The organism is Streptomyces sp. NPDC088194, assembly GCF_040702025.1.
GTDB lineage: Bacteria > Actinomycetota > Actinomycetes > Streptomycetales > Streptomycetaceae > Actinacidiphila.
In genome coordinates this window covers 1-12,841 of record NZ_JBFBIV010000058.1, presented here as the reverse complement: position 1 = coordinate 12,841, position 12,841 = coordinate 1, and the positions used below count along the sequence as shown (strand labels likewise).

The window sequence follows — 12,841 nt, the reverse complement described above, 5'->3', positions numbered from 1 at the left end:
GCGTGATCGGACCCGGCCGCACCCTCGGGGACGGCCGCGTGATCGGACCCGGCCGCACCCTCGGCGCCCTCCGGACGCTCGGCACCCCTCGCACGCTCGTTGCCGGTCACCGTGCCCTCACGCCTCCTCGCGCTCGGCGGCGTCGGCCGCCTCCTCCGCGGCCGCCGCGTGGGCCGCCGCCTTGCCCCGGGTGGCCACCGCGTCCTCGGGCAGCGCGATCTCGGGGCAGTCCTTCCACAGCCGCTCCAGGGCGTAGAAGACCCGCTCCTCGGAGTGCTGTACATGCACCACGATGTCGACGTAGTCCAGCAGCACCCAGCGGCCGTCCCGCTCGCCCTCGCGCCGCACCGGCTTGGTGTCGAGCTCCTTGAGCAGGTGTTCCTCGATCGCGTCGACGATCGCCTTGACCTGCCGGTCGTTGGGCGCGGAGGCGACCAGGAAGGCATCGGTGATGGAGAGCACATCGCTGACGTCGTAGGCGATGATGTCGTGCGCGAGCTTGTCGGCGGCCGCCTGGGCGGCGGCGCGGGTCAGCTCGATGGAACGGTCAGTGGCGGTCACGGATGCGGCTTTCCGGTCGGGAACCTGTCGCCCCCAGGGTCTCACGACCCTCCGACAGACCCCGACCGCATTACCGGGCGACGCCGCTGACCTGCGGCGCCACCCGGTTGGACGGTCAGCCGTCGTCGTTGGCCGGCTTGTAGTCCTTGCCGAGGACCACCGAGATGTCGGCGTTCGACGGAACCGTGCCCTTCTTCACCGCGCTCGCCTGGAGGCCCAGCGTGGCGGCCACGTCCTTGGCCGCGGCCTCCCGGGCCGGGTCGGTGTAGAGCACCTGGGACACCGCCTGCACCGTGGCGGACTTGCCGCCCGACACGTAGGTGTAGGTGCCGCCGTTGACGATCGCGGCCTGCGCCATGGCCGCGGACTTGGCGTTGCCGCTGGCGTCCTTGATCGCGACCCTCGCCGGACCGGAGTTGCCGGTGGCCTGCTTCACGCTGCCGCCGAGCACGTCCTTCACCACGCTGTCGGTGGCTGCCTCGCTGAGCGTGCCGTCCTTCTGCACCGGCAGCATCGAGGTGCTGTACTGGCCGGTCTTGGCGAGGTCGGCGAGCTGGGCGAGCGAGGCACCGAGCTGCTTGTCGGTGAGCGACGGGTCGAGGATCTGGGCGAGCGCCTGCACCGTCCTGGTCGCGTCGGGCGCGTCGCTCGGCATCTTCATCAGCACCGCCTGCATGACCTGCCCGAACCGGTTGAGCTGGGCGGTCTGCGGCTCGCCGGGGGCCTTGTACGTGGCGTACGCGACCGCGGCGTCCCCGCTCAGTTCCTGCTGCTCGCCCTTGGGCACGAGCACCTTGTCCTTGTCCTTGCCGGTGCCCTTGACCTCGGTGTCGGTGTTGACGTAGATGTCGCCGAGGGAGTCGACCAGCAGCTCCAGATACGGCGAGTCGAGCCGCCAGCTGCCCTTGATGTCGGTGCCGAGCAGGGTGTTGAGCGAGTCCCGGGTGGGCCCGACACCGTTCGCCACGGACTTGTCGAGGGTGGTCACCGAGCCGTCGTCATCGGTGAGTTGCACGTCGCCCGGGATCAGCACGGTGTTGCCGTGCTTCTTCGTCGTGTTGTCCACCAGCAGCGCGGTGGAGCTGGCGCCGCCGTTGACCGGCAGCATGTGCACCACGATCACGTCGCGCCGCTCGGCGCCGCCGCTCGCGGCCGCCGCCGCGGAGCCCTTCTTGAATCCGGGGAGCTTCCCGGCCTGCCACAGATACCCGCCACCGCCGAGCAGGGCGAGCACAAGTATGACCACCAGGCCGAACTTCCGTTTGCGGCCCCGCCGTTTGGCCTCCTCGCGGCGCTCGGTGCGCGACTCGGAGAACTTCAGCCAGTCGATGACCTCTTCGGACTCCTCCGACTCCTCGTCGACGAAGGCGAACTGCTCGGTGCGGTAGTCCTGCGCGGCCTGCCGCTCCGCCTGCTCCGCGGCCTGCTCCGCCGCCGCGGAAGCCTGCTCGTCCTGGTAGGCCGGTTGCTGCCCGGTGTCATAAGCCGGTTGCTGACCCGTCTCGTACACGGGCATCTGCCCGGTCTGGTAAGCGGGTTGCTGCCCCGTGTCGTACGCCGGTTGCTGCCCCGTGTCGTACGCCGGCTGCTGGCCGGTGCCGTAGGCGGGCATCTGCCCGGTGCCGTAGCCCTGGTCGTAGCCGGGCTGGTAGCCCTGCTGCGGGTAGACCGGGTGCGCGCCGGTGTCGTACTGCTCCTGGTACGGCGGCGGGGCCTGCTGGGGGACCCCGTAGCCCTGCTGCTGGCCGCCGTACGTCGAGGACGGGTCCTGGTACGGCGGCGGGGGCTGGGTGAGCGGGCGGCCGTACTCGTCGTAGCCGTAAGGCTGCTGCTGGTAGTAGGGGTCCTGCGCGTAAGGGTCTCTCTCGTTGTCTGGACCGCCCTCGGCATAGTGCCTGCGGGGGTTTGCGTCGTTCACGAGGAACCCCTTCACGTTTGCTGTGCGCCGCTACCCGGTCTCGTGCCGGTAGAGCGCGCGCTTGTCGATGTAGCGCACCACACCGTCCGGAACCAAGTACCAGACCGGGTCCCCCTTGGCCACCCGCTGGCGGCAGTCGGTCGACGAGATCGCCAGCGCCGGGACCTCCACCAGCGACACTCCGCCTTCGGGGAGGCCCGGGTCCGACAGCGTATGCCCTGGACGTGTGACGCCGATGAAATGCGCCAACGCGAAGAGCTCCTCGGCATGCCGCCAGGACAGGATCTGCGAGAGCGCGTCGGCCCCCGTGATGAAGAAGAGCTCCGCCTCGGGGTGGTCGTTCCGCAGATCCCGCAGGGTGTCGATGGTGTAGGTCCGGCCGCCGCGGTCGATGTCGCTCCGGCTCACCGAGAACTGCGGATTGGAGGCGGTGGCGATCACCGTCATCAGGTAGCGGTCCTCGGCGGCCGAGACCTTGCGGTCTTCCTTCTGCCAGGGCTGGCCGGTGGGCACGAAGACGACCTCGTCGAGGTGGAAGAGACTCGCCACCTCGCTCGCGGCCACCAGGTGCCCGTGGTGGATGGGGTCGAAGGTACCGCCCATCACGCCGATGCGCTTCTTCTCTGACATGCGGACGGCTAGTCCCGGTTGAAGCGGGTGACGACCCACAGGAGGAGCAGGAGGGCGCCCAGGGCGCCGAATCCGGTCAGGTAGGGGCTGAGGCTCGGGTGGTTGCCGCCCTCGGCGAGTGTGGTCAGGGTGGTGGCTGCTGCGGTCGACATTCGGCTGACCCTTTGCTTTCTCGGGGACGGGCGGGAAGACTCACGGCACATGGTACGGGCGGTGCCCGGGGAACTTCGCGCTGGCTCCGCGCGTCCAGCACTGTGTAACGGTTGGCGAGCAGGGGGTTGGCCCAGGTGTCCGAATCGTCCCAGTCGAAGAAATCGAAGAAGGACGGGCCCGGCGGAAAGGGCTCGGCCGGCAAGGGTTCCGGCGGTGAGAAGCTGCCCAGCCGCACCCGGCGCCGGTTCCCCGACATCTCGTCGCGGGCCTACGAACACCCGGCCGACAAGTCGGCGCTGGTGGCGCTGCGCAAGCTCACCGGATTCGACACCGTCTTCAAGGCGTTGAGCGGGCTGCTGCCCGAGCGCAGCCTGCGGCTGCTGTTCCTGTCCGACTCCGTCCGGGTCAGCGACGAGCAGTTCGCGCACCTCAACGCGATGCTCCGGGACGCCTGTTACATCCTCGACCTGGAGAAGGTCCCGGCCTTCTACGTGACGCAGGACCCGCAGCCGAACGCGATGTGCATCGGCATGGACGAGCCGATCATCGTGGTCACCACCGGCCTGGTGGAGCTGCTGGACGAGGAGGAGATGCGCGCGGTCGTCGGCCACGAGGTGGGCCACGCGCTGTCCGGCCACTCCGTCTACCGGACGATCCTGCTCTTCCTCACCAACCTCGCCCTGCGGGTGGCGTGGATACCGCTGGGAAACCTGGCGGTGCTGGCGATCGTCACCGCGCTGCGCGAGTGGTTCCGCAAGTCCGAACTGTCCGCGGACCGGGCCGGGCTGCTGGTCGGCCAGGACCTCCAGGCGTCGATGCGCGGCCTGATGAAGCTGGCCGGCGGCAACCACCTGCACGAGATGAACGTGGACGCGTTCCTGAAGCAGGCCGACGAGTACGAAGCCGCCGGCGACCTGCGCGACTCCGTGCTGAAGATCCTCAACGTGCTGCCGCGCAGCCACCCCTTCGCCACCGTGCGCGCCAGCGAGCTGCGCAAGTGGGCGACCAGCCGGGACTACCAGCGGCTGATGGACGGCCACTACCCGCGGCGCACCGACGACAAGGACGCCTCGGTCTACGACACGTTCAAGGAGTCGGCCAGTCACTACTCCGAGCGGGCGAAGCAGAGCAAGGACCCGCTGGTCGGTCTGATCCGCGATCTGGGCAACGGCGCCGGTGACATCGGCGGCAAGCTGCGCGACAAGTTCACCGGGGCGGGCGGCAAGGGCGACACCGGCGCCGACCCGTCGGGCGCCGCGCCCGAAGGGGCGTAGCAGCGCGCGACGGGCACCGCGGACGCGGTGGTCACCGTCGCCGGCGGCACGACCGCACTGCCGGTCGTGCCGCCGGTCGCGCCGCCGGTTGTGCCGCCGGTCGCGGTCACCAGCCCCGTCTCGGTAGCCGTCGCGGACCCGGACCCGGGCCCTGACCCAGCCCCGTCCCCGCTCCCGGTGGGAGTGGGCGTACGGGCGGTGGCCGTGCCGGTAGGGGCGGCCGCGCTGCCGTCCATCGCGCTGCAGACCGAGCCCGCCGGGCGGTCGGGCCGGTACGGGTCGACGCCGTCGAGCCGACCGCCGCTGCCGCCGGCGAGTATCGGCCGGAAATAGCTGCCGACGGTGTCGGTACAGGCCAGCGGCCCGGCCTGGACGTCGGCGTCGACCAGCTCGATGTGGTGCTGCCGCACATCCGTGTGGTTGACGTGGAAGGTCAGATCGCGCCGCACCGAGAACAGCGACACCGTGGTGTCCGACTCACCGCGCAGGGCGTAGAAGAATGTGTAGTCGGTGACGATCTCCAGTTCGCTGCCGGCCGCGGCGGTCCGCACCTTGCCGTCGTTCACACGGATGGCGTTGTCGGCGCTGCCCGCGAGGGAGATCTGCGGGTCGAAGCGCACCAGCCAGCCGGTGGCCGCGTGGCTGCCGTCGTCGCTGGGCTGGGTGAGGGTGGCGTCGAACTGGTCGAGCTGGCCGGGGCTCAGCAGGTCCCGCACCGGCTCCAGGTCGCCGGAGATCACCGTCTCGCGGTCGAGCGAGGTGACGGTCAGATACTTCTTCGCGGTGTCCAGCGCCTCCTGGACCTCGCTCTGCGCGTAGCCGCCGATCCGCCGGGCCGCGTCGGTCGGCACCCTGATGCCGTGTCCGTACCCCTCAGCGCGGCTGCCGGCGAACGGCTCGCTCGGCGAGACCGCCTGCACCGTGCCCTTCGGCACCAGAGGTATCAGGTTCACCCGGATCTGCTCGCTCACCGCGGGGGTGTGGCCGCGGTACGGGTGGCGGACCCCCATGTAGACGGCGAAGCCGAACGCCACCATGATCAGCGCGAACATCGCCAGTGCCTGCCGGGCCAGGCCGTGCGGCATCACATGGCGGATGCGCACCGCGTGCGCGGCGTCGTCGAGCCGCTCGCGCGCGGAGTACTCCTGGATACGGGCAGCCTTGACGAACGACTCGTCGAACACGACGGATCGGTATTCGCTCTCGTCGTCGCCCCCGGCCGGCACGCCGTCGGGCGAGCCCTCGGGAGGGTCCTCATGCCCGCTCATATCACAAGGTTAAGTCCGTATGGACGGGAACAGGCGCCCTTGCGGCGGTCAAGTTGACGTGCGATCAGGGCTGCGGGACGAAGTGGATGGTCGGGGTCGCCGATGTGCCGATCGGCGGGTGCGTCGGCGGCGGGGTCGTGGTGCGCCCGCCGCCCGCGCCCCGGTAGACCGCGGCGAAGGTCAGGGCGACCACGCCGATGCCCATCACCACCGCGAGCGCCCAGGCCACCGGCCGGTGCCAGCGGGTGCTGCCGGCGCGGTAGGGGTGCCCGGCGGCGTAGAGCTCGTCCGACTCCAGGACGGAGTCGTCCTCCAGCTCGGGTACGGTGGCGCCCCGGCTTCTGTGCCGTCCGGGACGGCTGGGTGGCAGCGCGGGACCTTCGGCGACGGCAAGCATCCGTTCCCTGGCCGTGGGCTCATGGAACAGAGCGGACCGTACGAATTCCTCGTCGAGGACTACGGAGGCGAACTCGTCATCGTCCGGCATCTGTTCAGAGTAAGCCGGAAGGGGCCCTTTTGGGCAGGGCTTTCCTGGCCCACCGTGCGGCGGCTGTGCGCCAGTGGCGGGGACGTGGTACGCCAGCCGTCCCGACCACCGGGGCGGGCGGGACGGCGGATACCGGTGAGTACGTGTGGGGCGCCGGTCAGCGGATGTGGCCGTCGCCCGTGACGATGTACTTGGTGGAGGTCAGCTCGGGCAGGCCCATCGGGCCGCGCGCGTGCAGCTTCTGGGTGGAGATGCCGATCTCGGCGCCGAAGCCGAACTGGCCGCCGTCGGTGAACCGGGTGGAGGCGTTCACCATCACCGCGGCGGCGTCGACCAGCCGGGTGAAGCGGCGGGCGGCGGCCTGCGAGGTGGTCACGATCGCCTCGGTGTGGCCGGAGGACCACAGCCGGATGTGCGCGACGGCCGCGTCCAGCGAGTCCACCACGCCGGCCGCGATGTCGTACGACAGGTACTCCGTCTCCCAGTCCTCGGCGGTGGCCGGCACCACGGTGGCCTTGCCGTCGTGCGCCCGCGCGGCCGCCACCACCCCCGGGTCGCCGTGCACGGTGACGCCCGCCTCGGCGAGCGCGTCCAGCGCGAGCGGCAGGAAGCGGTCGGCGATGTCGCGGTGCACCAGCAGGGTCTCGGCGGAGTTGCAGACGCTGGGCCGCTGCGCCTTGGAGTTCACCAGGATCTGCACGGCGGTGTCCAGGTCCGCCTCGGCGTCCACGTAGACGTGGCAGTTGCCGGTGCCGGTCTCGATCACCGGCACGGTGGAGCCCTCGACGACGGTACGGATCAGGGCGGCGCCGCCGCGCGGGATCAGCACGTCGACCTGGCCGCGGGCGCGCATCAGCTCGGTGACGGACTCACGGCTCTCGCCGGGCACGAGCTGTACCGCGTCCGCGGGCAGGCCGGCGCCGCCGATCGCGTCGCGCACCACGGTGACCAGGGCGGTGTTCGAAGCGTACGCGGAGGACGAGCCGCGCAGCAGCACCGCGTTGCCGGACTTCAGGCAGAGCGCGGCGGCGTCCACGGTGACGTTCGGGCGGGCCTCGTAGATGATGCCGACCACGCCGAGCGGGACCCGGACCTGCCGCAGGTCGAGGCCGTTGGGGAGGGTGGAGCCGCGCAGCACCTCGCCGACGGGGTCGGGCAGCGACGCGACGTGCCGTACGTCGGCGGCGATCGCGGCGACCCGCTCGCGGGTGAGGGTGAGCCGGTCGATGATCGCCTCACTGGTGCCGGCGGCCTTCGCCCGGGCGACGTCCTCGGCGTTGGCGGCGACGATCTCCTGGGTGCGGACGATCAGCGCGTCCGCGATGGCCAGCAGCGCGTCGTCCTTCGCCGCGCGGGCCTGCGGGGCCAGCTCCGCGGCGGCGGCGCGGGCACGGTACGCGGCCAGCAGCACGGGGGACGTGGGGAGCGGCGAGGGCAATTCCATGCGGTGCAGGGTACCCTGACCCGCCCGGGTGGCTGGTTCTGTCGGTTGGGGGACCACCTGCCGGTGGCCTGTTGAGCGCGCGGTTCCCCGCGCCCCTTGGTGGGGCTGCTCGTCGCGGAAGAGGCGCACCGCCCACGCCGCCTAGTACGGGTGGACGCCTACGGGGACGGCGGGTGGGGGGCCGTAGCCTTCGGCGAGGCGTTGGTGGTAGGTGGTGCGGTCGATGACTTCGAGGCCGACGGTTTCCCAGGGGGGCAGCCCGGCGGTGGAGCGGTGTTCGCCCCACAACCGCAAGGCCAGCGCGGCGGCGTCGTGGAGGTCGCGGGCCTCTTCCCAGTAGCGGATCTCGGCGTGGTCGGTCGCGTAGCGGCTGGTGAGCAGGAACGGGTGATCGTGCGCGAGCTGTTCCAGTCCGCGTCTGACCTCGGCGAGGGGCGCGCGGGGGCCGGAGACGCTGAGCGTGACGTGCCACAGCCGGGCGGAGGGGTGTTCGTCGTGCCCGGTCTCCGCGTCGTCAGCGCTGCTGCCGGCGCCGGCCTTACCGACGTCGTGCCCGCTGCTCACGCTGACCAGCGCGCGCCCCGATGTCCCCCTGGACGAGTGCCCTGGGCGCCCTCGTTTCACCGGTGGCCTCCCTGTGGGTGACGTGACCGAGCCCGCCCGCACGCTCCCTGCGGACGACTCCTCCGCTTCACAGTTGACCAGGCTCGGCGGCCGGGCGTGGCGTTTTCCCGGAGATTGGCCGAGGAGCGACCGGCCGGACGGGTCCCGGGAACCGGGCGGAACCGGGCATTCGCACGCGGGAAACGGGCAGCCCTCTGCTCAGGGGCGCAGCAGTACGAGGTCGTCGCGGTGGACCACTTCGCGTTCGTACGCCGGGCCGAGTTCCCTGGCGAGGTCGCGGGTGGAGCGGCCGAGCAGGCGGGGCAGTTCGCGGGCGTCGAAGTTGACCAGGCCGCGGGCGACCGGGTGGCCGGATTCGTCCAGCAGGTCGACCGGGTCGCCCGCGGTGAAGTCGCCCTCGACCGCGGTGAGTCCGGCCGGCAGCAGGGAGCTGTGCCGCTCGGTGACGGCGCGCACCGCGCCCGCGTCCAGCCGCAGCGAGCCGCGCGGGGTGGAGGCGTGCGCGAGCCACAGCAGACGGTCGGCGGAGCGCTTGCCGGTGCGGTGGAAGTACGTGCCGGTCTCGCGGCCGGCCAGCGCGTCGGCGGCGTGCACGGCGGAGGTGAGCACCACCGGCACCCCGGCGCCGGTGGCGATGGCGGCGGCCTCGACCTTGGTGACCATGCCGCCGGTGCCGACGCCGGCCCGGCCCGCGCTGCCGATGGAGATGCCGGCGAGGTCGCCGGGGCCGGTGACCTCGCCGACCAGGCTGGTGCCGGGGGTGCGCGGGTCGCCGTCGTAGAGGCCGTCGACGTCGGAGAGCAGCACCAGCAGGTCGGCGTGGACCAGGTGGGCGACGAGGGCGGCGAGCCGGTCGTTGTCGCCGAACCGGATCTCGTCGGTGGCGACGGTGTCGTTCTCGTTGACGATCGGCAGGGCGCCCATGGCCAGCAGCTGGTCGAGCGTGCGGTAGGCGTTGCGGTAGTGGGTGCGGCGGCTGACGTCGTCGGAGGTGAGCAGCACCTGGCCGACGCGGATGCCGTACCGGGCGAAGGAGGCGGTGTAGCGGGCGACCAGCAGGCCCTGGCCGACGCTGGCGGCGGCCTGCTGCCGGGCCAGGTCGCGGGGGCGGCGCGGCAGGCCGAGCGGCGCGAGCCCGGCGGCGATCGCGCCGGAGGAGACGAGGACCACCTCGCGGTCCGCGCGGGCCTTGGCCAGGACGTCGACGAGGGCGTCCACCCGGTCGGCGTCCAGCCCGCCCGCGGCCGTGGTCAGCGACGAGGAGCCGACCTTCACCACGACCCTGCGGGCCTCCACCACGTCCTGCCGTGCCGCCGCTGCCACCTGCGCCGTCCCTCTGTCCGCTGTTCCGCGATCCGTCCGGCCGTGACGGGCCGTCACCCCGGGTGGCGCGCCTGCCAGCCCGCCCATGCCGAACCCACCATCTCCCGGACGTCGTACTGTGCGCGCCAGTCCAGCTCCTTGGCGATCGCCTCGGCCGAGGCGATGACACGGGCCGGGTCACCCGGGCGGCGCGGGCCGACTTCGGGCACGAGATCAGTGTGACCGGTCACCTCGCCGATCACCGTGACCATCTCGGCCACCGAGACGCCGAGGCCGGTGCCGATGTTCAGCACCAGGGCGGTGTCCGGGTCGGCGGTGAGCCGGCGGGCGGCGGCCAGGTGCGCGGAGGCGATGTCCTGGACGTGGATGTAGTCGCGCACGCAGGTGCCGTCCGGCGTCGGGTAGTCGTCGCCGAAGATCAGCGGCGGCGCTCCCGCGGCGAGCCGCTGGAAGACCATCGGGACGAGGTTGGACACGCCGGTGTCGGCGAGTTCCGGGGTGGCCGCGCCCGCGACGTTGAAGTAGCGCAGCGAGACGGTGGCCATGCCGTACGCCCGGCCGGCCGCCGCGACCAGCCACTCGCCGGCGAGCTTGGTCTGGCCGTACGGGCTCATCGGCGCGCAGGGGGTCTGCTCGGTGACGAGATCGACGTCGGTCGGGCCGTAGACGGCCGCGGAGGAGGAGAAGACGAAGCGGCGCACCCCGGCGGCCGCGGCCGCGTCGAGGACGGTGCGCAGTCCTTCGATGTTCTCCCGGTAGTAGTACAGCGGGCGTTCGACGGACTCGGCGACCTGCTTCCGGCCGGCGATGTGCACGATCCCGTCGACGGCGTACTCGCGCAGCACGCGCGCCAGCACCTCCGCGTCGAGCACCGAGCCGCGCTCCAGCACGATGCCGGCCGGCAGCCGGGCCGGGTCGCCGCTGCTCAGGTCGTCCAGGACCACGAGGCTCTCGCCGGCGGCGGTCAACTCCCTGACGACGTGGGACCCGATGTATCCGGCTCCGCCGGTGATCAACCACATCGTCCCACCCTAACAGCGGGGGCGGCGGGGCCCGATAACCGCTTCCGGAGGCCGCCCGGCCGTCACCCGAGGTACCGGAGATCTTCACCGAATTCACAGAAAAGCCTTGCGCTTCGAGCACATATCCGCATAGGACAGAGAGTCGGAGCACCCCGGGGGGGACATCGGCGGTCGAGGCGACCTGCGCGCTCTGCGCGGTCATGCCTGCGACACGTGGCCCGGCGCTGTGGTGCCCGCACATCATTTCTCGACGAAGGAACACACACGTGTCCAACACCATTCGCCGCAAGGGCCGCCGTACGGTCGCCTGCGCGGTGCTCGGCTGCGCGGGCCTGCTGGCCACCGGCGCGCTGAGCGGCACCGCGGCCGCTGACGCGCCCGGCGCCCCCGGCCCGGTCAAGCGGCCGGCCGTCACGGCCAAGACCTCGCAGGTCTCGCTGCCGGCCCGCTCGTCGAAGAAGCTGCGCGGCAAGACCGCGAAGATCGCCACCTCCGCCGCGACCACGCACCCGTCCGACTTCGACGGTGACGGCGCGGACGACCTGGTCTACCGGTACAGCAACGGCGACATCGTCATCGACCTGCTCAACGGCGCCTCCAACCGCCTCACCACGGTGATCGAGGGCGACACCTCGCAGGTGAAGGACCTGCTGACGCCGGGCGACCTGAACGGCGACGGCAAGCCCGACCTGCTGACGCTGACCGCCAGCGGCTCGCTGCGCCTGCACAGCGGCGCCAACGGGCTGCAGACCGACGGCTTCCAGTCGTACACCACCGTCGGCACCGGCTGGCAGCAGTACAACAAGCTGTTCGCGCCCGGCGACCTCAACGGTGACGGCAAGCCCGACCTGCTCGCGCGCAGCTCGGCCGGACTGTTCTTCTACCCGGGCACCGGCTCGGGCTCGGCGCCCTTCGGCGCCCGGGTCCAGGTCGGCGGCGCGGGCTGGAACCAGTTCAACCAGCTCGTCGGCGTGGGCGACTTCAACGGCGACGGCATCGGCGACATCGTCGTCCGCAACTCCAGCGGGCTGTGGCTGTACACCGGCAGCGGCAAGGCGGCCACCCCGTTCGCGGCGAAGACCCAGATCGGCGGCACCGGCTGGAACCAGTACAACCAGATCCTCGGTGGCGGTGACTACGACGGCAACGGCACCCAGGACCTGCTGGCCCGCGGCTACGACGGCACCCTCTACCTGTACGACGGCAACGGCAACGGCACGTTCGACCCCACGCGCATGAAGGTCGGCACGGGCTGGGGCTGGGAGCGGCAGTTCGCGGGCGCGGGCGCCAACCCGTTCTTCGGCAAGGACGGCATCTACGCCAACACCTCCAACGGCACCCTGTACTACTACGACGCCACCGGCACCGGGAACCTCGACGCGAAGTACGAGGCCGGCACCGGCTTCGACCGCAGCGCGATCCGGCTCTACGAGGTCTCCTCGCTGACCGACTCCGGGTTCTCGGACCTGATCGGCAAGGGCCTGTACGACGGCCACCTGTACAACCTGGCGAACTACGCCATCGACGACGACATGCTCGCCGCCGGTTCGACGTCGTACAACCTGGTGGTCGGCCCCGGTGACCTCAACGGCGACGGCAAGGGCGACCTGCTCGCCCGCAACTCGTCGGCGCTGTACTACTACGGCGGCAACGGCAACGGCCTGTCGATGAAGGGCCGCGTGCAGATCGGCGGCAGCGGCTGGAACCAGTACAACCAGATCGTCGGCACCGGCGACCTGACCGGTGACGGCAAGGCGGACATCGTCGCTCGCTCGTCGGCCGGGCTGTTCCTGTACGCCGGCACCGGCAACGCGTCCTCACCCTTCGGGGCGAAGAAGAAGATCGGCGGTACCGGCTGGAGCCAGTACAACAAGCTGATCGCGCCCGGCGACATGAACGGCGACGGGGTGGCGGACCTGCTGGCCCGCAGCTCGAAGGGCCTGTACTTCTACGCGGGCACCGGAACCGGCACCTTCAAGGCGCGGGTCCAGATCGGCGGCGCCGGCTGGAGCCAGTACGCCGACCTGGGCTGATCCGAGCAACCAGCGGCTCACCGGCGTCGCCCTGGTCGGCTCGACGGCGGCCAGCCGTCGGATATGGAGCGCCTGGAGGACCGGCATCTGACCTGGATCTCCCG

At 71.5% G+C, this 12,841-nt stretch carries 11 protein-coding genes; 2 read left to right on the top strand and 9 right to left on the bottom strand.

The window, feature by feature from the left end:
- Positions 1 to 117: 117 nt before the first annotated feature.
- The 4 genes from rsfS to AB0399_RS27450 form a co-directional block, all read right to left on the bottom strand.
- Positions 118 to 561: a ribosome silencing factor gene (gene rsfS, locus AB0399_RS27465; RefSeq protein WP_329369466.1), complete on the bottom strand. Its 444-nt coding sequence runs from the start codon at positions 559 to 561 to the stop codon at positions 118 to 120.
- A gap of 115 nt (positions 562 to 676) precedes the next feature.
- A complete protein-coding gene (locus AB0399_RS27460; RefSeq protein ID WP_366413173.1) occupies positions 677 to 2,479 on the bottom strand; it encodes a LytR C-terminal domain-containing protein in 1,803 nt (600 codons plus the stop codon).
- 30 nt (positions 2,480 to 2,509) lie between these two features.
- Positions 2,510 to 3,109: a nicotinate-nucleotide adenylyltransferase gene (nadD, locus tag AB0399_RS27455; protein WP_328464082.1), complete on the bottom strand. Its 600-nt coding sequence runs from the start codon at positions 3,107 to 3,109 to the stop codon at positions 2,510 to 2,512.
- Between the two features lie 8 nt (positions 3,110 to 3,117).
- On the bottom strand, positions 3,118 to 3,261 hold the full coding sequence (locus AB0399_RS27450; RefSeq protein WP_328464084.1) for a hypothetical protein: 144 nt from the start codon (positions 3,259 to 3,261) through the stop codon (positions 3,118 to 3,120).
- 222 nt (positions 3,262 to 3,483) lie between these two features.
- On the opposite strand from AB0399_RS27450, the gene AB0399_RS27445 reads away from it, so the two are divergent.
- Positions 3,484 to 4,536, top strand: a complete 1,053-nt coding sequence (locus AB0399_RS27445) for a M48 family metallopeptidase (RefSeq protein ID WP_329374308.1) — start codon at positions 3,484 to 3,486, stop codon at positions 4,534 to 4,536.
- A 1,332-nt stretch (positions 4,537 to 5,868) separates the two neighbouring features.
- On the opposite strand, the gene AB0399_RS27440 is transcribed toward AB0399_RS27445, so the two are convergent.
- The 5 genes from AB0399_RS27440 to galE form a co-directional block, all read right to left on the bottom strand.
- On the bottom strand, positions 5,869 to 6,291 hold the full coding sequence (locus AB0399_RS27440; protein ID WP_328464086.1) for a hypothetical protein: 423 nt from the start codon (positions 6,289 to 6,291) through the stop codon (positions 5,869 to 5,871).
- 157 nt (positions 6,292 to 6,448) lie between these two features.
- Positions 6,449 to 7,735, bottom strand: a complete 1,287-nt coding sequence (locus AB0399_RS27435) for a glutamate-5-semialdehyde dehydrogenase (protein ID WP_328464088.1) — start codon at positions 7,733 to 7,735, stop codon at positions 6,449 to 6,451.
- Positions 7,736 to 7,876: 141 nt separating this feature from the next.
- Positions 7,877 to 8,359, bottom strand: a complete 483-nt coding sequence (locus AB0399_RS27430) for a hypothetical protein (protein WP_329369460.1) — start codon at positions 8,357 to 8,359, stop codon at positions 7,877 to 7,879.
- Positions 8,360 to 8,557: 198 nt separating this feature from the next.
- A complete protein-coding gene (proB, locus tag AB0399_RS27425; RefSeq protein ID WP_329374306.1) occupies positions 8,558 to 9,658 on the bottom strand; it encodes a glutamate 5-kinase in 1,101 nt (366 codons plus the stop codon).
- A gap of 77 nt (positions 9,659 to 9,735) precedes the next feature.
- Positions 9,736 to 10,704 carry a UDP-glucose 4-epimerase GalE gene (gene galE, locus AB0399_RS27420; RefSeq protein WP_329369459.1) on the bottom strand — a complete coding sequence of 323 codons (969 nt, stop codon included), beginning with the start codon at positions 10,702 to 10,704 and terminating at the stop codon, positions 9,736 to 9,738.
- Positions 10,705 to 10,970: 266 nt separating this feature from the next.
- On the opposite strand from galE, the gene AB0399_RS27415 reads away from it, so the two are divergent.
- A complete protein-coding gene (locus AB0399_RS27415) occupies positions 10,971 to 12,737 on the top strand; it encodes a VCBS repeat-containing protein (RefSeq protein WP_366413172.1) in 1,767 nt (588 codons plus the stop codon).
- The last annotated feature ends 104 nt before the right edge of the window (positions 12,738 to 12,841 follow it).

Excerpts from the sequence above, each read along its gene's own strand:
- galE (WP_329369459.1), bottom strand. The coding sequence starts at position 10,704 with ATGTGGTTGATCACCGGCGGAGCCGGATACATCGGGTCCCACGTCGTC.
- nadD (WP_328464082.1), bottom strand. The coding sequence starts at position 3,109 with ATGTCAGAGAAGAAGCGCATCGGCGTGATGGGCGGTACCTTCGACCCC.
- AB0399_RS27440 (WP_328464086.1), bottom strand. The coding sequence starts at position 6,291 with ATGCCGGACGATGACGAGTTCGCCTCCGTAGTCCTCGACGAGGAATTC.
- AB0399_RS27435 (WP_328464088.1), bottom strand. The coding sequence starts at position 7,735 with ATGGAATTGCCCTCGCCGCTCCCCACGTCCCCCGTGCTGCTGGCCGCG.
- AB0399_RS27450 (WP_328464084.1), bottom strand. The coding sequence starts at position 3,261 with ATGTCGACCGCAGCAGCCACCACCCTGACCACACTCGCCGAGGGCGGC.